We start from the raw sequence: 20,159 nt of genomic DNA on the forward strand, positions 1-20,159 counted from the left end.
ACATTTGATTGTACGTGTTCCAAGTTAACGGTGGACATTCCGGTACGACCTACTACTAGTTCAGCCATACATCTCAGAGATGATTTTCAGATAGTCCTGTTATCGACTCTCACCAACCGTCGACTCTCTAGGAACAGATGAACCTATCCTACTCTTCTCGTCATCAATTCTTATGTAATTTTAGATAAGGGTACCACCGAAAAAAAAGTCTGTCAATGTTTTTTGACTATTTTAACTATTTTGTTTATTTTAAAGCGCTTACATCGAAAAATAGGTAGAGTTTACCATTATCCCAGTATTAGAAATGGTGACAGGCACCGTTTACATCATCTGAAAATAAAGATTGGTGCCTGTCACCATTTTTGTCCTATTTTGTTTGGTAATGGTATAATTGTTTCAGTAGTTATAAAATTCTGATAAATATTAAGGAGGTTTTGTTTTGAAGATTCCTTATAACGGTAAGTCCCCTCTTATTCATGAGTCAGTGTTTGTGGCGCCTGGGGCCTATTTAATTGGTGATGTTCGGATTGGCAAGGATTCCACGGTGTGGTTCAATGCGGTTATCCGTGCAGACGATGGTCCTATTATCATTGGTGAGCGGTGCAGTATTCAGGATAATTCAACGATCCATTTATATGAAGGATTTCCAGTGATAATTGAAGATGATGTAACAATTGGGCATAATGTTATTTTGCATGGATGTAAAGTCGGTAGGAGTTCTATAGTCGGTATGGGTTCAACTCTTTTAGACAATGTCGAGGTCGGCGAGGAATGTATTATTGGTGCGAATACTCTTTTAGCAGGTGGAATCAAAATCCCGCCTCGCTCCCTTGTATTAGGTTCACCTGGGAAGGTCGTCCGTGAGCTAACAGATAAAGATATACAGATGCTGCAGATGTCGAGCGAGCATTATGTTCAAAAAGGAAAAGAGTTTAGGGAGATACTTAAAAGTTAGGATATTATAAAATCCGGTCATAGGTATTATGACCGGATTTTACAGTATTTACTTCCCTACCTCCGCATCAGTCTTCGCTGGAATCATAAAACTGATCCCAACAGTAACTAAACTTAAAATAAGTGCATATAGGAACACATTTTTCATCCCAATACTAATATTAGCCGCTTGGTTAATGAGCAACCCCATTATGGTCACCCCAACAGATGTCCCGATGTTACGCAGGAAAATCTGCAGAGAGGTCGACATACCTTTAATATGGGCTTCTGCAAACTCTTGAGACGCAATCGTTCCAACTGCGAACAACAAGCCAAATGCCACCCCTTGGACAGTCAAAATTAGAAACAAAACAAGATAGGATATGTCATTAATAAATAAATAAAGCAAAAGTCCAGAGATAGTGGTAATAAAACTGCCAACTATAAATAAAGGTTTGTAGCCAAACCGTATTATCCATTTCCCTGCGGGCGTACTGCCAAACATCCATCCGGCCGCAATACTTAATAGAATCAATCCACTTTTATATATACTCATATGCTGGCCTTCTTGTAAAAACAATGGAATAAAATTCGAAGTACCGAAAAAAGAAAGGCAGTAAAATAACATAAAAAGATTTGTTCTTAGAATACCTTTATTTTTAAATAGAGAAACTGGTAGAAATGGCTGTTCTTCCTTTCTTTCAACCAACACAAAAACCAGCATCCCAATAAAGGCAATTACGAGATACCAAAACGGCTTGCTGACATTGGTGGACAAAAGTAAAAGTGCAATTGAAATCCCAAATAAGAAAAATCCCTTGTAGTCAATATGGGCCTTGCGAAATTCAGTAGTTTCCTTGTATGGAATCAAACATAAAACAGTTGCAATTCCGATAGGAATATTGATGAAGAAAATCCATCTCCATGTTAACGCTTCTACGAAAAAGGATCCTAAAATCGGACCAACAATAGAAGAGATGGCCCAAATACTGCTAAAAACGGCTTGAATTTTCCCGCGCCGTTCAATCGTAAATAAATCTCCAACAATAATCATGGAAAGTGGAACCATCCCGCCGGCACCTAGGCCTTGAATTCCTCTAAAGACAATTAGCATCACCATCGAATTGCCCATACCACACAGAATGGAACCAAAGGTGAATAATCCAACCGAAATCATTAAAAGTTTCTTTCGACCATACATATCGGAAAGTTTCCCATAAAGCGGCACGGTAATAGTACTTGCTAACATATAAACCGAAAAAACCCAGGCAAACAACTCCATTCCACCGAGCTGCTTTACAATGGTTGGGCTTGCTGTTTGCATAATATTCGCATCGAGTGCTGAAATTAGGGTCGTAATGACAAGTCCCCAAAAAACATATTTATTTCTATTCATAAAAACCCCCTATTCACTCCCTTTTTTTGACATATAAAAAATAGGTGCATTTACCATTATAGCAAAATATCTATTATTTTTATTAGTAAAAAGGACTCAAATTAAGGAAAAGAGCCCTAACCATATGGTTAGAGCCTTAATTAGTAATATAAATTTGTTATACTTTAATGGGTTCAATTTTCAATAATGTCTGGGTGATCGATGGTAGTATAATTTCAATTGTTGTTCCTTTATTTACAGTACTTTGAATATCAAGGATACCATGATGACTCTCGATGATTTTGTAACAAGTCATTAAACCGAGTCCTGTACCCTTTTCCTTTGTCGTATAAAAGGGTTCGCCAAGCGTCGAAATTCTTTCTTGTGGTATTCCGACCCCGTCATCCATAATCTGAATTGCAATTTGTCCTTCACCCTTTTTCCTTACATTAACTCCAATTTTCCCACCATTCGGCATGGCTTCAATCGCATTTTTAAAAAGGTTAAGAAAAACTTGCTTTAATTGATTCTCTTCACAGCTGACCATTGGCAGATCCTTCTCATATTCCACTGCTATCTCCACATTATTTAAAATAGATTGGGTGCCAATTAGAGTCACAACATCATTTAGTAATTCCGTTATATCACTTTCCTTATAAACGGCTGCGGTTGGTTTTGCTAATACCAGAAATTCACTAACAATGGCATTAATCCGATCAAGCTCTGATAATACGATATCAAAGTATTCATCTTTTAGATGATGGGACTTAAATAGTTGAATAAACCCTCTTATGGAAGTGAGTGGATTGCGGATTTCATGGGCAATGCCAGCAGCCATTTGACCTAACAAGGCCAGCTTTTCAGACTTTTGCAGAAGGCTCTCCGTTTGTTCCTTCCGATCAGTAATATCTTTTCCAATCGATAAAACAGCCTTTTCCCCGCCGTATGAGATAAATAAGGACGTTACTTCGAAAAAGAATGTGGACCCATCTATTCGTTTGGCCTTGTATTCGATGGTGTTAACTGGACTTTTCTCTTTATTGATCTGTTTAAATCTTTCCATTAACCGATCTTTATACTCAGGAAGAATAAAATCAAATAAGTATTTTCCAATCATCTCTTCTCTGCAAGCAAAGCCAGCCATCTTGACAGCAGCATGATTTGCATAGAGAAAGCGATGATTTTGTGTAATATAAACTGGCTGCGGCATCGAATCAATTAATTTCTTATAACTCTCCTCACTGGCACGGGCTTTTTTTTCATAGTAACGTGCTTTATCATATTGCCACCCGACAAACCAAGCAATTATGGTAAAAATAAAAAAGTCTAAAGTAAGTAAATCGTGTTGATCTGTCAGTTTCTGAAAAATTGTAAAAACGATAGATATAGAAACCAGAATGAGTTGTCCTTTTCTTTTCATCTTAATATCCTCTATATAGTTCAAGAATAGTAGCTCTGCGAGAGTATATTCGCCAAAAAACTAATTTATCCTCTAAGTTTCTCCATATTATCGCAAATCTTCTATAAATATAACAGCTTGATATCCTAAGTTGCTAAATAAACCTCTGTTATTGACAATCGATTGTTTTTAGGAAATCTCCCATTACGCTTAGGTACTCTTCTGGTTCTTCGATGTAGGCCATATGGGCACTTTTCTCAAATACATGAAACTTGGAGTTGGGTGACAGTCTGCTATAATACTTTGTGGTTTCAGGCGTTGCTTCATCAAATCGTCCGCATGTATATAACATTGGGCATGTGATGTCCTTTAGCTGTGGAGTGCAGTCAAATTCTTTTAAATTACCCAGAACGGTAAACTCGGACGGCCCCCACATGATATTATAGATTTCAGAATTTCGATATTCTGGTGGTCTTTTCTCGAGCCATTCTGGCTTTCTCTCTAACCGATTCACGAAATGCTTACTAAATATCTCTATTGCCGCTTCAAATTCTTCTGAGTCTGTTGTTCCATTTTCTTCACAGCATTTGATGGTCTCTTGTACGTCAATTGGAAGTTTTTTAAGGTTCCGTTTCTGGTCTTGCTCCCACCTTGGTGCACTGAGGCAGGGACTCGAAAAAATAATACTCTTTATCCCAACTGGTTTGGTTAAAGCGTAGGCTGCAGCAAGTGTGGTTCCCCAGGAATGACCAAGAATATGTACGACATCAAGGTTTAGCGCTCCACGTACTTGAGCTAATTCTTCTACAAATCTCTCAAGCCGCCATAAGTGATTATCCGATGGCCGGTCAGAACGGCCACAGCCTAACTGATCATATAAGATGACGGGACGATCTTTGCTTAGTTTCCTTAATCCTTGTAATGAAAAACATGAGGACCCCGGCCCGCCATGTAAAACAATCAAAGGTGTCCCTTTTCCGTTCTCATCAAATTTTTGATACCAAACTTTTCCTCCAGTTACTTCAATTAATCCCTCTTGATACATCATAATCTCTCCCTGCAAATACGATCTCTTTCTCGGGTAAAACCATTTCTATACTATTCTACAATGTAATAATAATAACTTACCATTATTATGTAAGAGATATGGAAAAGTGGGGAAAGTTAAATTTAACTACTTGGGGTTAGAAAGAAGGGGTAACATGGAGGATAACATTGTGGAGGCAATCAGCAATCATACAAAAAGGCAGATCGACGATGAAGTAAGAGGCATGATCTTTACAAAGAATTTCCGCTCACCCTCTGCAGAAGAATGGTATATCTTTTTACCAAACTATAAAGACCCCATAACGGGCGGTGCTGCAGGGAAAACCATCATTCATTACAATCTATTAGGCACGAAAGAAATCTTTATTAACACCACCATTATTTTTGATGATCCAGCATTGCATAACAAAGACCTCCATCATCTCGTCTATGGAATTTCGGATGAAATTATTAATCGATTAATCGGTTATGCAGATACATTATTATCGGTACATGCTGGAGAAAATTCATATCAGGCAGAATACAAACAGTAATCGTAATAAACCAAGGCTATTTTACAAACGATAAAAATGGAGGTGAAGAAAATGGAAAAAAACAATGAGCAATATACTGGAACAACGAATAATGAGGAAATAATGAATAGGGTCAACCAAACATTTGATAAAATTTCACAGGACGTGAAAGAAATGATTAACAGCAATGATGCCGAAAGCGATAATCAATACTCCTGATGGCAGAGACAGTGATTTAAAGGCATCCCAATCGAGGGATGCCTTTGGTTATTCATTCATCGGAAACCATCCAGGTGTGTGAATAATCGCTTGCCAAAGTGGATCTGGTACAACCAGTTCCTGTTGTTTGTTTTTATCGATCTTCGTCACAATCTCGGCTTCACGACCCTCACTCACTTTTTGTACCCAATCAGGATCGATAATTAATTCACGGCCCAGGGCAATAAATGGTACTCCCGTTTGAATGGCTTTTAGCGCTTCATCAGCGGTATATAGAGAACCTACTCCAATGACTGGAACCTTGTCACCGACTCTTTCATGAATGATTTCAATCCTTGCGCGTGAATCCTCTACTCCACGTCTTGGTTTAGACCAAAATTCCTGTAAAGAGACATGCAGATAATCCAAATTTTTGTCAGCAAGGGCATCAATCAAGACTAAGGTTTCCGCCATCGTAATGCCTGGCGTTTCTGGCTCTTCTGGAGAAAAGCGATAGCCAATCATAAAAGGTCCCCTCGCATGCTCCGCTGCCACTTTTTTCACTTCATCTACTACCGCCAACGGAAAGCTGAGCCGCTTTTCAATGCTTCCTCCCCAGCGGTCCTCACGAATATTAGAATGAGGTGAGAAGAATTGTTGAATTAAATATCCGTTTGCACCATGTAATTCGACACCATCATAACCCGCTTCAATCGCCCGGCGAGTTGTTTCACCAAAATCATGGATAATCGATTCGATTTCTTGATCCGTTAATTCTCTTGGAACAGGTTTCCCATCCCCTTCAGCTGGAATCGCACTCGCACTAACAATTTCTCCATTCTTCACTAACTCAGGCGGACACTGTCTGCCGCCGTGAAAAATTTGCAAAACGGCCTTTGCCCCTTGTTCTTTGATTGCATTTGCAACCTGCTTTAAACTTGGAATTAGTTCATCACGATCCCCGCCAAATTCACCATGGAAACCTTTACCATTAGCGGTTACATACGTACATGCGGTAATGACCATTCCCGCTCCACTAGAACGTCTTGCGTAATACTTTACCTCCGCGTCGGTCACCGTCCCATCAGAATTGGATGAGAAATTCGTCATGGGAGCCATAACAATACGGTTCTTAACTTCAACTCCGCTAGAAAACGTAAACGGCTCGAAAAATGGAGCATATTTTGAATTCATTTGCACAACCTCCTAATTCACCCATTTCACGATTTGGTTTAGTTCTTTCCTTGTTTTTTCCCGTTTCGGATTTTCCTCTCGGTATCCAAAAGCAGCCATAACCGAAACCCGTAATTTTCCTTCCTCTAACAAACCTTCTTTTTCAGGAATGTCATTAACCGCTTGATAGTCAAAAGGATTTATACCGAATTTGTACATTTCGAAGAAAGTCATCCGGCATTTTTTTTACATCTTTCATATGATTGACGACATAGTGAGAATCATATCTCACATCTGTGCGGGCTAAAATCACCACAAAATGACTGGCTGTTGGAAGCTGTCCCTGAGCCCCCCACGATACCTCTCTCAATTTTTTCCGTAACGAGCGATGTTGTACCACTAAGAATACCCATGGTTCAAAACCAATAGAACTGGGTGATATTCTTCCAGAAGTGAAAGTCTTCATCTGAAACCTTTTTTCTGAGTTAAATCGTTTGGTAGCGTGCCTAAATTGAAAGGCCTCTAAAATTTTCTGCTTTTTGCTTCCTTGTTACCCATGTAATATACTCCTTAGCAATAATCATAAACAAGGTTAGTTTACCGATTAACCCTTCAGTCCATTCTCCGTTTATTTTTTCCCTTTAGCTGGCATGCTCAAACAATCAAAAAAGCAGAATATCATAAAAATGACATTCTGCAATCGTTATTGATTTTAGAAGGAGAGTATTACTCGCCTTGTGCACCATTTGGAGTCACTCTTCGGATGTGATCATCCTCAAAATTGTTTTGACGAGCTTTTTCCACTTTATCATTTAATAATTTCTTTTGGTCCACTTCCGTTGAAGGTGTGTGCTTATCTTTTGACATTGAAACTCCTCCTTGTTAAGACATCACCTTCTTATTTTGCGGTTCTTTTTAAAAAAATAATCATCTAAATTAATCCGTAATACCTGTCTTTCTTATTTGCTGGAGTTTGGAATGGGTAGTTGAAAAGATAGGTTTAAGTTTTTTGTTCGGTTCTATGTAAGCTTTGGCACTATTAACCGCCGTAGGACCCTCAAAGAATCCACCGGTAATTAAATGCAGTTTATTGATATAACCAGCAATATCTCCTACTGCAAAAATCCCCTCCATATTGGTTTGCATAGTGCTGTCCACCTTTATACTGCCGTTCTCAAATTCAAACCCCCATTGTTTAATACCTCCTAGGTCAATGGAAAAACCATGATTTAGGAGAACGGCATCCACTTCGATTTCAATTGTTTCAGTCGTATTAATATGTTTAACAAGTACACTCTCCAACGCTTCCTCTCCATGCAGGGCATCGAGAATGTATGGTGTCAAAATGACGGCCTTGGAGTTTTTAAGGTTTGCAATATTCCGTTCAATACCGGTAAACTCGTTCCTCCGGTGAACAATGGTCACCTGCTTGGCAATCGGCAGTAATCGGTTGGCCCAGTCCACCGCAGAGTTTCCCCCGCCAAAAATTAAAACTCGGCGATTCTCGAAGTGCTTGAAATTTTCAACTGTGTCAAAAAGATACGTCCCTTCATATTTCTCAGCATGTTCAAGATCAAGTTTTGAATTTTTAATCGTTCCGAAACCAGTTGCCAAAATAATCGTTTTAGTATGATGCTTCTCTCCATTATGACTAGTCAAAAGGAAAGTTCTATCTGCAAGCCTTTCTATTTCCATCACTTGTTGATTTACAACAATGCTTGGATTAAAGGTTCTTGCCTGATCTTCTAACTGTTTAATTAGTTTTTCCCCAGTAATCGCAGGGATTCCGCCAATATCGCCGATTACCTTTTCAGGATAAAAATAAGACACCTTTCCTCCTAAATAGGGCAGGTATTCGATTATTTTGGTTTTCATTTCTCTCATTCCGCAATAAAAGGCTGTATATAAACCGACTGGACCACCGCCAATGATCGTAACATCATAAAGTTTCATCATATCCCCATCCATTTTTACATTTAAAAGCTTACTGCGTTTTGCCTTGCCATTTGTGTGTCTCTCTTGAGCAGGTCATAGGAAAGACAGACAGGCTTATTTGTCCTAGGATCTTTCACAATTTCTGCATCAATATGAAAAACCTCTTTTAACACCTCGTGTGTCATAACCTCTTCTGCAGATCCTTCCTTCACTAATTTCCCACCGCGAAGAGCGACCATATGGTGGGAAAAACGGGCTGCATGGTTTAAGTCATGAATGACCATCACAATGGTCCGCCCTTCTTCTTTGTTCAATTTTTCCAACAACTGTAAAATTTCAAGTTGATGAGCCATATCCAAATAGGTCGTCGGTTCATCCAACAGCAATAATTCTGTTTCTTGGGCAATTGCCATCGCAATCCAAGCACGCTGTCGCTGCCCGCCAGATAGAGCATCCACTGCTTGGTCAGCAAATGAAGAAAGCCCTGTAACCTCTAAAGCCCACTGAATCACAGTTCGGTCTTTCTCGGATAGCCTGCCAAACCCTCCTTGATGGGGAGCACGGCCAAAAGAGATTAATTCATAAACGGTTAACCCACTTGGCGCTTCTGGGCTCTGTGGAAGTACTGCCATTTTTTTAGCGATCTCCTTTGTGGGAATTTTGTGGATCATCTTGCCATCCAAATAAATCACGCCAGCATTAGCATGATGAACACGAGCTAAGGTTTTGAGAATCGTCGATTTTCCGCAGCCATTCGCCCCGATGATTGTGGTAATCTCACCTTTATTTATGTTTAAATTTAATTTCTCGACAATGATCTTATCCCCGTAACCTATTTGAAGATGTTCAGTTGAAAGTGAGACCATATTTGTTCCTCCTTTATTTTGCTTTCATGAGTAGGTAGATAAAATAGGGAGCGCTGCATATGGCTATGACAATTCCAGCTGGTATCCCGGTCGGAGCTAGTAAGTTTTTCCCAATTGCATCGGCAGCTAAGAGGAGTAATGCCCCTAAGATAGCCGTGACCGGCAGTAGCAGCTGGTGTTTTGGCCCGATAAATTTTCTTGCAATATGCGGGGCAACTAATCCAAGAAAGGCAATGCCTCCTCCAGCAGCCACACTAAATCCTGCCAGCGCAACTGCCACCATTAGTAATATTCTTCGTTCCTTCTCAACTCGTATTCCGAGGCCAGTTGCAACTTGATCGCCGAGATTTAATACATTCAGAATATGTGACTTATAAATCGCATATGGAAGCACTAAAAGGATTAATGGGGCAATGATGGAAACGAACCGCCAATTTGCCCCCCAAATATCCCCTGATAGCCAAACCGCTGCTTGCATGAAGTCCTGAGGGTTCATTTTCAGTTGAAAAATCACAATGGCGGCGCCAAAACCGGAATTTACACCTATTCCAACTAAGATCAGACGAACAGGATCAATCCCTTTTTTCCAAGCAATCGAATAAATCAACAATGCCGCAATAAGTGCTCCTAGTAAAGCGAATAAAGGCAAAAGAAAAACGCCATATGTAGAAGAGACATCGTTCATTGACCCTTGAAAGAAATAGATAAATAGAATAACAGTAAAACCCGCACCTGCATTTATACCTAAGATTCCAGGGTCGGCTAAATCATTTTTAGAAACACCCTGAAGAATGGCTCCCGAAACCGCCAGGGCCGCACCAATCAATAAAGATAAAAACATTCTTGGCAATCGAAAATCAACCAAAACAAGCCGATCGCGAGCAGTACCTTGCCCTATCAATGTTTTAATGACATCTATAGGTGCTATTCTTACAACCCCTAAATTAAGACTTATAATAAACGTAAGGAATGTAAGGATGATTAAAATACTTATGGTTAAGATAAATTTTCTCCGTTTTGTGTAAACCTCATTCATTACAGCCCTCTCCTTTCCCCACGTGCAAGGTATAGGAAAAAGGGTACTCCGATAATCGCGGTGATGGCACCCACGGGGGTTTCATAAGGAGCGTTTACCATCCTAGCAGCAATATCGGCCAGGACTAATAGAAGTCCTCCTAAAACAGCAGAAATTGGGATAATCCAGCGGTAATCAGAACCGATGATAAACCGCGAAATATGGGGGATGACTAATCCAATAAAGCCGACGGCTCCTGCAACGGATACGGCAGCACCTGTTAAAACCAGTACTACGGTTACACCAAGGGATTTTATCAGTAGGGGTTTTTGACCAAGGCCCTTTGAAACCTCTTCTCCAAGACTCAAGATTGTAATTGAACGTGAGATGAGCATGGCAAGAAGGAATCCTGCGATTCCTGCAATAGATAATATTTTAATGGATGTCCAGCTGATAGACGTTAACCCGCCGGCATACCAAAAGCTCATATCCTTTGCCACTTGAAAATGTAGAGCAAACGCACTTGAAATAGCACTAAGCATGGAGCCAACTGCCACACCTGCAAGTGCCAGTTTAACCGGTGTCAGCCCCCCTTTTGAAAAAGCACCTATCGTAAAGACAAGAGTTACACCAACTCCCGCACCCACCAACGACGAAATGGTCAGCCCTAAAATGGTGACCGTTGGAAAGAAGGACAGCATCACAACGATAGCAAACGCTGCCCCATCGGTAACGCCCATGATGGAAGGAGATGCAAGCGGATTACGGGTTAATCCTTGTATGATAGCCCCGGAAACTGCAAGCAAGGCACCGACCATCACCGCACCAATGGCCCTTGGCATACGGATTTCTTGAATGATTTGGTGGGAGGCAAGGTTTGAATTAAAATGGGTGACCGCTTCCCATACGGTTGTTAGTTTAATGTTTGCTGCACCATAAGCAATGGAAATACCGATAAAAATAAAAATGAAAATGATACCTAAAACTAAAACGAATGTACCTTTAAGGGATGTTTTCCGTTTTGTTTTGTGCTGTTCAGAATGATTTGTAACACCACTGTGACTCTTGGCATATCCATTCAAAAGGAACACCCTCTCTTTTATAGCAAGAAAAACTTTTGATATTTACCTACTAGTATAATGATAATCATTATCATTAGTATAAAGTTTAGATAAATGTTTTTCAATATGTACATATTATTAAAAGGTAATTCCAATAATATCCTTCACACTTTTTTCGCAATTAAGTGAAAATAATAGCGATTTCCTTATTGACTGTTTAGTTGAAAATGATTATCATTTGCATCAGCTAACATTTATTCATACATAAGGAGGAAAATCATGTTTAAAAAGCACCTAACTCTTGTATTCACCTTACTTTCAATTTTATTTTTGGTAAGCGCATGTAGTAATTCTTCAGAGGATACCAAAAATACCGAAGATAAAACGTCGGAAGTTAAATTAACAGACGCCAAAGGTGAAGTGGTCATGCCAGCGAATCCAAAGAAAATCATTGCCCCATACCTAGAAGATTCTTTGGTGGCACTCGGTGTGACGCCAGCCGCACAATGGTCCATCGGCGATACGGTATTAGATTATCTTCAGCCTGAGTTAAAAGGTGTTCCAAAAATTAGCTGGGACCTCCCTCTAGAGCAAGTGATTAGTAATAATCCTGATTTAATCATCTTCAGCTCCCCTTCTGCGATTCAAAAAGGACAATATGAGGAATATAAGAAAATTGCCCCAACTTACGTTTTTAAGGATGAAATTAGTTCTGACTGGCGTAAACAGCTTACTCAAATGGGTGAGATTTTAAGTAAGCAGGACAAGGCAAAAGAAGCCCTTGCCAATTACGATACGAAAGCAGCAGCTGCAAAAGCGAAGATTCATAAGTCGATTGGTGACGAATCCGTTGCGCTCATCTGGGTAATGGCCGATAAGTTTTACCTTATGGAACACAATCGTTTCAGCGCGAACGTACTATACAATGACTTAGGTATAAAACAGCCTGACTTCGTTAAAAATTTAGGCGATGCGGCCGTTCAATGGGATCCAATTGCCCTAGAGAAATTACCGGAAATTAAAGCAGACCACGTTTTCCTTATCAGCAAAAAAGGTGAAGCGGGCCTTGACCTGTTAAGTAAAAGCTCAATCTGGAACGGCCTTGATGCTGTCAAGAATGGTCATGTGTATGAGATGAACGATCCAACTTTCTGGACGATTAACGGGTTAATTGCAAGCGAAAAAACGATTGAAGCGGTCGAGAAATCATTAACTAAATAATCAATGGCAGAGCAAGTACTTTTTTAAGACTTGCTCTGTTTTTATATAAAAATTTAAAAATCTTATGGTAAAATATTAATTTATAGTGCGATTATTGAGGAGCAAAGTTTATGTGGAGAAACAAAAATATATGGATTCTATTAACAGGGGAATTTATTGCTGGTTTGGGACTATGGCTCGGTATAATTGGTGATTTAGAATTCATGCAGGAAAAGGTCCCTTCAGACTTTTTAAAGTCACTTCTAATGACAATCGGGCTATTAGCTGGTTTAGCATTTGGCCCTTATGCAGGTAGACTAACGGATCGATCAAGTAAAAAAAATGTAATGCTTATCGCAGGTCTTGTCCGAATCATAAGTGTTGTTTTTATGCTTATTGCGATTACGACAGGGTCTATTTGGTGGATGGTTCTATTTCTTATTCTACTGCAGATCTCTGTAGCATTTTACTTTCCTGCTCTACAGGCAACTTTGCCATTAGTTGTAGCTGAAAAGGATTTACTTCAGTTGAATGGTATTCATATGAATGTGTCAACACTTTCCCGGATTATTGGGACAGCGCTTGGCGGTTTCTTATTAGTTGTCCTTCCTCTTTCTTTTTTATATATCGGTTCATTGGTAACTTACGTCGGTTTATTTATCCTTACCTTTTTCTTGGATATCAATGAAAACAAGGCTATTAAACTTGAGAAGCAACCACTTGAAAAGGCAGGATTCAAACAGGTATTTCCCATTATTAATGGCGTACCAATTGTCTTTATGACCTTATTAATTACGATTGTCCCTACTCTTTTTCTTGGTGGATTTAACCTGATGGTCATTAACATAAGTGAAATTCAAGGGAATACAGCAATTAAAGGCTGGGTCTATGCGGCTGAAGGAATATCCTTTATGATCGGTGCTCTGTTGATTAGAAAAATAAATAATCAGTTATCCCCTTACGTTGTCTTGTTCGGCAGTTCTTTCGTGATTGGGTTATCACAGCTTTTGCTTTATTTTGCAGCTAATCCACTTGTAACGGTGTTTGTTTTTCTATTATTTGGATTTTCAGTCGGCAGTTTTTTTCCTACTGCTGCTACAATTTTTCAAACACAGGTACCAAAGGATTTTCATGGCCGTTTTTTCTCTTTTCGGAATATGCTTGACCGGGTTACATACCAGATTGTCCTTCTTTTGTCGGGCTTTCTTTTAGATTTTATGGGTCTTCAATTAATGTGTGTTGCTTTCGGCAGTCTCTCTATTTTCATGACTGCGATTTTTTATGGTAGAAACAGAAACAATCGTTTTGGCACAACACTAGAACAGAAGCAGGATGTATTTTAAACCAGGCAGCAATTTCTGACGAATTTTAGGGTATTTCTCGCTTCGAGCTGTCTGAAAGACCTTGGGTTCGGACAGCTCCCACTCGTTTTTCTATCTGTGCTGTCCGAGTAAATCTCACATTAGCTTTTTTATCGTACCAATAATCTTTTCACATTAAAAAGAAGAATACTAATAATTAAAGTAGTAAAGGAAAACAGTAAAGCAACACTCCCAAAAGCAAGTACAAAGGCATTATAACCTGTTAGTTTGAGAATCATTTCGTATGTATCCCAATTAAGTAAATTAGATATGATATTAAACAAAAATAGAATGAAAAAAATCATACTTAACCCTCTGGCAGAACCCCTAATATCCGATTTACTCAATGCAATATGAGAAGAAATACTAAACGCAATAACTAAAAAAATCCAAAAAAGAGGATTTATTAAATTTTCCAATGTAAAAAGATTCTTACAAATTACCGAAACGGATTCACCAATGGTTTTTAAAACCGTAACATCCAGCCTCTCAAATTTAATACGTTGTTCCAATTCTGTCCTAAAAGCCCAAAAAGATGCCGGGACCAAAAGATACATACCTAAAATCAAAGAGCCGATACCACTAAAAATCGGTCCTAGCCCAATAAAAAAATTTCCAACTTGCTGATACATACTATTCGGATTGTAATGATGTTCTACAAAACCAAGAATGCCGGATGGATGATTTAATTGAAGCAATCTTACCCTCGTAACACGATGTCCCCATATAAAACATTGAAGAAGATGGCCCATTTCATGAATAGGTGTGCCAATCCATGCAGTCACCATTACCCCTCTAGACCCAAAGGTACGGACTAAATATGTATTGGATAACCTTTCAAGTGCACCTAAGATAAGACCAATGACGATGATTAATCCTACAAGATAAAACATTTCTAAAAAACTAATTAGCAAAGTATGTAAAAAAGATAAAAAGATACTCATTTTCTAATTCCTCTCGGTTGAAGTACATTTTTCTTCAAGTAACTAACATTATTATATAATCGTAAAGCAGCAATTCCTAACATCAGGATCATTGTCTAACCCATAAAACAAAAAAAGACAATCCGGAGATTGCCTTTCAATGGATATTTTTCATAAGATTTTACCTTACTTGAGTAGTCTCTTTTATAAACTCAATTTCAAAACCCAAATCCTCTAACATTTGATGGTCTGCCGTGCTATCTTGCCCAGCAGTGGTTAAATAATCTCCTACAAAAATGGAATTCGCAGCATACAAACCTAGAGGCTGAAGACTGCGTAAATTCACTTCACGACCTCCAGAGATACGAATTTCTTTTGTTGGATTGACAAAACGCATGAGGGCTAATACCTTTAAACAGTATCTTGGGTTTAACTCATGTGTTCCCTCGAGTGGTGTTCCGTCAATGGCATGCAAAAAATTAATAGGAATAGAGTCTGCATCAATCGCATGTAGACTAAATGCCATATCTACGACATCTTCTTTCGTTTCCTTCATGCCAACAATCACTCCGGAGCAAGGAGAGATTCCTGTTTCCTTTATCAGCTCAACCGTATTGACTCGATCTTGATAGGAATGTGATGTGGTGATGTTTTCATGGTGATTTTCGGAAGTATTTAGATTATGGTTGTATCGATCAACACCAGCTTCCTTTAGTTTTCTTGCTTGGTCAGGTTTTAATATACCAAGGCAGGCGCAGACTTTTAAATTGTACTTATCCTTTATCTCCTTTACAGCAGACACAACTTGCTCTACTTCGTTATGGCTTGGACCCCTGCCGCTAGCAACTATACAGTATGTACCAACATTAAGCTGATAAGCTCGTTCTGCGCCTTTTAGGATTTCTTCCTTATCCATCATTCGATATTTTTTAATTGGTGCTGTAGAAATACTTGATTGAGAGCAGTATCCACAGTTTTCTGGGCACAAACCAGATTTGGTATTGACGATCATATTCAACTTTACTTTATTGCGATAATAATGATGTCTGATTAAATATGCCCCTTGTAGAACCTCTAATAATTCTTTATCAGGAGAATTAAGAATATTTAAAGCTTCCTCTTTGGATATTGGATTACCTTCAATTACTTTCTGCGCCATTTCTTTCCACATACTCATCCATTCACACTCCTATTTTTAAAAGAAATTTTTACCATAAATTAAGAATAATAGTTTTACTTTAATATTGTCAACTAAAATTAAGATAAAGTTAACAATAGAAATACAGTAGTTGGCTAAGAGCTATAAAGCTTAAATTTTTCGGACAAAAGAAGACAATCCCGGTTTTCTTATCCATGCCTGGCATATGTTGTAAAAAAATAAAAAAGAAACGAGGAGTGATTTATAATGCCCCTCGTTTCTCTTATGATTAAAAGTAATCTCTATAAGTCTCTTTCCATTACTACTGTTTTCACTACAACCAACTATTCCTTAGCCAGCACTTGATTAAAGAATTGTAATACCTTTTGATATGCATCCCTTGCCGCAGAGACATTATAAGAAGATCTCGTATCATTAAAAAACGCATGATGGGTATCTTGATAGATTTGATAATCAAACGACTTTTGATTCCTCTTCATTTGATCAGCAAAAGCAGGCACATGATCTGAAATCCGCTTATCAAGATCACCATAAAAACCATACAGAGGACAATTAATGTTCTTTAGTTCTTCCTCAGAAGGTGCGGTACCATAAAAAATTACTGCACCTTTTAATTGTGGATCTCGGCAGGCTAATAATCCTGACAGAGCTCCACCCATACAGAAACCAATCGAAACAACTCCTTGGCCTTTTGACGCTTCGCACTCTGTCCGTAAAAATGAAGAAGCTGCTAATAGGTTTTCAATATATACAGAGGATTGGATTCCTCCAAACATTCTCTCAAAGGTTTGGGTCACACGGTTTTGTTTTCCTTCTTCAAGTTCGCGAATCGCCTGCTCCCTTTCATCAGGGTTATTCCAAACCGTATGAGGCAGAGTATCTAGAAAATTTCTTACCTCTACTACTCGCTCTTCTTTTAAATCTTCCATTCGCTCAGCATTCTCCACATATAAATCGGGAGCAAAAGCAAGGTATCCTGCTTGTGCAAATCTTTCTGTTATATCTCGGATATGGGTATCTACGCCCCAAATCTCTTGGATTACAATTACGGCCGGTAGGTTTTCATTGACTCGATCCATTTTAGCCATGTATCCGATATATTCTTGGTTCTTCCCATAACGTACCCAATTTGTTTCTACTGGCATTCATTGAGTCCTCCATTCAAATCTTAATTAACCTCTCACTTTACCTATGTAAAAGAGAGCCTATCGTTCTCAGATACTGTCAATTACAGATTAACACCCTTCATTCCCGCTTCCGGATAACGTTCACCGGCAGCTGCACCCCGAGGGGCTACTTCATTGATGCGGGCAAGATCAGATTTTGTTAAAACAATAGATAATGCCCCGATATTCTCATCTAGATATTGGATCCTCTTTGTTCCCGGAATAGGGACGATATCCTCCCCTTGAGCTAATAGCCAAGCAAGTGCTAATTGGGAAGGCTGGCAGTTTTTTTCATTGGCAATTTCTTTAATTTTATTTACGAGGTCTAAGTTCCTTTGAAAATTTCCACCTTGAAAACGTGGCGAATAGCGGCGATAGTCATCCTCAGCTAAGTCATCAAATCTTTGAATCTGACCGGTTAAAAATCCTCTTCCTAATGGACTGTAGGGTACAAAACCAATCCCAAGCTCACGGCAAAGAGGTAAAATTTCGTCCTCAACGTCCCTGCTCCATAAGGAATATTCGGTTTGAACTGCGGTTATTGGATGTATACTGTGGGCACGTTTAATCGTTTGAGGGGCTGCTTCTGATAAACCAAGATAGCGCACTTTTCCCTCTTTTACTAAATCAGCCATCGCTCCGACAGTTTCTACAATCGGCGTCTTTGGATCAACTCGGTGCTGGTAATAAAGGTCAATATAATCCACACCTAAACGACGAAGACTAGCTTCACATGCTTGTTTAACATACTCCGGGCGTCCATTAATGCCTAGAAACTCTCCGTTACTGCCCCTTACATTACCAAACTTAGTGGCAATTACAACTTGATCACGGTGATTCTTAATAGCCTGTCCCACTAATTCTTCATTTTTTCCGACCCCATACATATCGGCCGTATCTAGAAGGGTAATCCCTAATCCGAGTGCATGGTGAATAGTCTTAATCGATTCTTCATCATTTCTTCCACTGTAAAAATCGGACATTCCCATACAGCCAAGCCCAAGTGCGGATACTTCCAATCCATTACGTCCCAATGTTCTCTTTTGCATTTTTCAACCTCTCTTTTTCAGTTGTAATACTGCAAAAACCACAGCTTCGATTAACATACGGAAACTTAAAAGATGAATAACTCTTGTTACCATATTGATTATACGAAATGAAGGAGAAATTTTCCATTAGATACACTTTTTCAAAAAAAAGTGAGCTAAATGAAAAGAACCCAGAATAGTTCCATCGATTGGCTTTTAATCTGAGTTCTTTAATTGATTAGATTTTAATATGTGAAGCCATAAGGTCTTCGTCATCAGTTGCTTCAAAGACTTCATAAAATTTAACAATAGGTTTTTCTCTAGTAACGCTTAGAAGTTTGCCTTCTAGCTCAGGGAATAATTTTTTATGCGCCTGCTCGGCTTCCTCTTTCGTATCCCAATAACTTAATGCCCGATATTCACCGGAAGGGTCATCGAAAAAATAAACACTACCTCTAAATCCAACTAATTTTCTGCTCTTTTTATCAAACTCTTTTGTTAACTTCTCAGCTATATCCCTTTGACCTATTCCCAGTTTATATTGTACAACCCGTGCATAATACACAAATATTCCTCCAATCGGAAAATTTAAGGTCTACTTATACATTTATGATGATTAGTGGAAAAAGTTGTTCATTTATTAATTAAACTGTAATTTATCATTCCTATACTCATCCCTGTTAGTAGATCATTGTCTGCATCTTCCGTTGGTATAATTTCCTCTGTCACTGACGCTTATAAAATCTATCAAAACAAAAAGCACTTGGAAACTATTCTAAGCGCTTTTAGTATCATTATGTAAAATTGTTATAAGTCGTCCGCCCTAGCTACTAGAGCTATAGGTTAAAAATGGAGCGGGTGATGGGAATCGAACCCACTACATCAGCTTGGAAGGCTGAGGTTTTACCAGTAAACTACACCCGCATTAATTAAAAATTATTAGAAAGAATAGAATCAAATAAAATTTTATTGAAATAAAAAAATGAATGGGGCGGCTGATGGGAATCGAACCCACGAATGTCGGAACCACAATCCGATGCGTTAACCACTTCGCCACAGCCGCCATTATGGTGGAGGGGGACGGATTCGAACCGCCGAACCCTGAGGGAGCGGATTTACAGTCCGCCGCGTTTAGCCACTTCGCTACCCCTCCATGAAAACAAGTTAAATACTAAGATGGCGGTCTGGACGGGACTCGAACCCGCGACCTCCTGCGTGACAGGCAGGCATTCTAACCAACTGAACTACCAGACCAAATTGCGGGGACAGGATTTGAACCTGCGACCTTCGGGTTATGAGCCCGACGAGCTACCGGACTGCTCCACCCCGCGATAGTTAAAATTATTAAGTTTGGAGTATGCTCCAGGAATTGTTACTGACTGTCCCCATCTCAGAAGGCTTAATCAAGCTGCAGCTCGATGGGTACAACTCGCAGATTATTCATTGAAGCAACGCCCGTTGCTCCACCCTGCGCGAATTAAAAAATATTACATACTGGCGGAGGAAGAGGGATTCGAACCCCCGCGCGGTTTAACCCGCCTGTCGGTTTTCAAGACCGATCCCTTCAGCCGGACTTGGGTATTCCTCCAGTATAAAGTGGAGTCTAGGGGGATCGAACCCCTGACCTCCTGCGTGCAAAGCAGGCGCTCTCCCAGCTGAGCTAAGACCCCATATCGAAGTAAATGGTCGGGAAGACAGGATTCGAACCTGCGACCCCTTGGTCCCAAACCAAGTGCTCTACCAAGCTGAGCTACTTCCCGTTAAAGTGCGCCCTGAGAGATTCGAACTCCCGACCTTTTGATTCGTAG

Annotated in this window: 19 protein-coding genes, 8 tRNA genes, 1 pseudogene and 1 other annotated feature (1 of these 29 running past the window's edge); of the genes and pseudogenes, 5 read left to right on the forward strand and 23 right to left on the reverse strand. The window is 39.4% G+C overall.

Annotated features, from left to right (window positions below):
• Positions 1-173, reverse strand: a binding site (T-box leader); it reaches 74 nt to the left of the window's first position.
• Between the two features lie 266 nt (positions 174-439).
• Positions 440-955, forward strand: a complete 516-nt coding sequence (locus M3226_RS18030) for a gamma carbonic anhydrase family protein (RefSeq protein WP_251567652.1) — start codon at positions 440-442, stop codon at positions 953-955.
• Positions 956-1,003: 48 nt separating this feature from the next.
• On the opposite strand, the gene M3226_RS18035 is transcribed toward M3226_RS18030, so the two are convergent.
• The 3 genes from M3226_RS18035 to M3226_RS18045 all read right to left on the reverse strand — a co-directional run bounded on the left by M3226_RS18035 (position 1,004) and on the right by M3226_RS18045 (position 4,755).
• The gene (locus tag M3226_RS18035; protein ID WP_251567654.1) at positions 1,004-2,329 is read right to left on the reverse strand and encodes an MDR family MFS transporter; all 1,326 of its coding nucleotides are present in this window, start codon (positions 2,327-2,329) and stop codon (positions 1,004-1,006) included.
• Between the two features lie 157 nt (positions 2,330-2,486).
• Positions 2,487-3,728 carry an ATP-binding protein gene (locus M3226_RS18040; protein ID WP_251567656.1) on the reverse strand — a complete coding sequence of 414 codons (1,242 nt, stop codon included), beginning with the start codon at positions 3,726-3,728 and terminating at the stop codon, positions 2,487-2,489.
• Between the two features lie 148 nt (positions 3,729-3,876).
• Positions 3,877-4,755: a proline iminopeptidase-family hydrolase gene (locus M3226_RS18045; RefSeq protein WP_251567658.1), complete on the reverse strand. Its 879-nt coding sequence runs from the start codon at positions 4,753-4,755 to the stop codon at positions 3,877-3,879.
• 154 nt (positions 4,756-4,909) lie between these two features.
• Between M3226_RS18045 and M3226_RS18050 the strand changes: the two genes are divergently transcribed.
• The gene (locus tag M3226_RS18050; protein WP_251567660.1) at positions 4,910-5,287 is read left to right on the forward strand and encodes a hypothetical protein; all 378 of its coding nucleotides are present in this window, start codon (positions 4,910-4,912) and stop codon (positions 5,285-5,287) included.
• 51 nt (positions 5,288-5,338) lie between these two features.
• Positions 5,339-5,485 (forward strand): hypothetical protein, encoded by a 147-nt coding sequence (locus tag M3226_RS18055; RefSeq protein ID WP_251567662.1) that lies wholly within the window; start codon positions 5,339-5,341, stop codon positions 5,483-5,485.
• Between the two features lie 48 nt (positions 5,486-5,533).
• Here M3226_RS18055 and M3226_RS18060 read toward each other — a convergent pair whose 3' ends face one another.
• The 7 genes and pseudogenes from M3226_RS18060 to M3226_RS18090 all read right to left on the reverse strand — a co-directional run bounded on the left by M3226_RS18060 (position 5,534) and on the right by M3226_RS18090 (position 11,535).
• A complete protein-coding gene (locus tag M3226_RS18060) occupies positions 5,534-6,658 on the reverse strand; it encodes an NADH-dependent flavin oxidoreductase (RefSeq protein WP_251567664.1) in 1,125 nt (374 codons plus the stop codon).
• A 12-nt stretch (positions 6,659-6,670) separates the two neighbouring features.
• Positions 6,671-7,166: pseudogene (locus M3226_RS18065) on the reverse strand (NAD(P)H-dependent oxidoreductase).
• A gap of 197 nt (positions 7,167-7,363) precedes the next feature.
• Positions 7,364-7,504, reverse strand: coding sequence for a hypothetical protein (locus tag M3226_RS18070; RefSeq protein WP_251567666.1), 141 nt, complete (start codon positions 7,502-7,504; stop codon positions 7,364-7,366).
• A 69-nt stretch (positions 7,505-7,573) separates the two neighbouring features.
• Positions 7,574-8,593, reverse strand: coding sequence for an NAD(P)/FAD-dependent oxidoreductase (locus M3226_RS18075; RefSeq protein WP_251567667.1), 1,020 nt, complete (start codon positions 8,591-8,593; stop codon positions 7,574-7,576).
• A gap of 20 nt (positions 8,594-8,613) precedes the next feature.
• A complete protein-coding gene (locus M3226_RS18080; protein WP_251567670.1) occupies positions 8,614-9,438 on the reverse strand; it encodes an ABC transporter ATP-binding protein in 825 nt (274 codons plus the stop codon).
• 13 nt (positions 9,439-9,451) lie between these two features.
• Positions 9,452-10,474: a FecCD family ABC transporter permease gene (locus M3226_RS18085; RefSeq protein WP_251567672.1), complete on the reverse strand. Its 1,023-nt coding sequence runs from the start codon at positions 10,472-10,474 to the stop codon at positions 9,452-9,454.
• Positions 10,474-11,535: a FecCD family ABC transporter permease gene (locus M3226_RS18090; RefSeq protein WP_285857898.1), complete on the reverse strand. Its 1,062-nt coding sequence runs from the start codon at positions 11,533-11,535 to the stop codon at positions 10,474-10,476. The genes M3226_RS18085 and M3226_RS18090 overlap by 1 nt, the downstream gene beginning before the upstream one ends.
• A 258-nt stretch (positions 11,536-11,793) precedes the next feature.
• Between M3226_RS18090 and M3226_RS18095 the strand changes: the two genes are divergently transcribed.
• Both M3226_RS18095 and M3226_RS18100 read left to right on the forward strand, forming a co-directional pair.
• Entirely contained in the window at positions 11,794-12,735 is a 942-nt protein-coding gene (locus tag M3226_RS18095) for an ABC transporter substrate-binding protein (RefSeq protein WP_251567674.1), read from the forward strand.
• 110 nt (positions 12,736-12,845) lie between these two features.
• Positions 12,846-14,057, forward strand: coding sequence for an MFS transporter (locus M3226_RS18100; RefSeq protein ID WP_251567676.1), 1,212 nt, complete (start codon positions 12,846-12,848; stop codon positions 14,055-14,057).
• Positions 14,058-14,185: 128 nt separating this feature from the next.
• Here the strand turns inward: M3226_RS18100 and M3226_RS18105 are convergent, their stop codons facing one another.
• The 13 genes from M3226_RS18105 to M3226_RS18165 form a co-directional block, all read right to left on the reverse strand.
• Positions 14,186-15,019 carry a hypothetical protein gene (locus M3226_RS18105; protein ID WP_251567678.1) on the reverse strand — a complete coding sequence of 278 codons (834 nt, stop codon included), beginning with the start codon at positions 15,017-15,019 and terminating at the stop codon, positions 14,186-14,188.
• 160 nt (positions 15,020-15,179) lie between these two features.
• Positions 15,180-16,175, reverse strand: coding sequence for a biotin synthase BioB (gene bioB, locus M3226_RS18110; RefSeq protein ID WP_251567680.1), 996 nt, complete (start codon positions 16,173-16,175; stop codon positions 15,180-15,182).
• 305 nt (positions 16,176-16,480) lie between these two features.
• Complete coding sequence (locus M3226_RS18115) at positions 16,481-17,302, reverse strand: dienelactone hydrolase family protein (RefSeq protein WP_251567683.1); 822 nt, start codon at positions 17,300-17,302, stop codon at positions 16,481-16,483.
• Positions 17,303-17,385: 83 nt separating this feature from the next.
• On the reverse strand, positions 17,386-18,372 hold the full coding sequence (locus M3226_RS18120) for an aldo/keto reductase (RefSeq protein WP_251567685.1): 987 nt from the start codon (positions 18,370-18,372) through the stop codon (positions 17,386-17,388).
• A 217-nt stretch (positions 18,373-18,589) separates the two neighbouring features.
• Positions 18,590-18,916: a hypothetical protein gene (locus tag M3226_RS18125; protein WP_251567687.1), complete on the reverse strand. Its 327-nt coding sequence runs from the start codon at positions 18,914-18,916 to the stop codon at positions 18,590-18,592.
• 285 nt (positions 18,917-19,201) lie between these two features.
• Positions 19,202-19,275, reverse strand: a tRNA-Gly gene (locus M3226_RS18130).
• Between the two features lie 63 nt (positions 19,276-19,338).
• Positions 19,339-19,414, reverse strand: a tRNA-His gene (locus tag M3226_RS18135).
• Positions 19,415-19,419: 5 nt separating this feature from the next.
• Positions 19,420-19,504: transfer RNA gene (locus tag M3226_RS18140), tRNA-Tyr, on the reverse strand.
• Positions 19,505-19,528: 24 nt separating this feature from the next.
• A tRNA-Asp gene (locus M3226_RS18145) sits at positions 19,529-19,605 on the reverse strand.
• 3 nt (positions 19,606-19,608) lie between these two features.
• Positions 19,609-19,682: transfer RNA gene (locus M3226_RS18150), tRNA-Met, on the reverse strand.
• 164 nt (positions 19,683-19,846) lie between these two features.
• Positions 19,847-19,939: transfer RNA gene (locus tag M3226_RS18155), tRNA-Ser, on the reverse strand.
• Positions 19,940-19,948: 9 nt separating this feature from the next.
• Positions 19,949-20,021 (reverse strand) — tRNA-Ala (locus M3226_RS18160).
• 13 nt (positions 20,022-20,034) lie between these two features.
• Positions 20,035-20,111 (reverse strand) — tRNA-Pro (locus M3226_RS18165).
• Positions 20,112-20,159 lie beyond the last annotated feature (48 nt).

This window comes from Neobacillus cucumis (assembly GCF_023715505.1).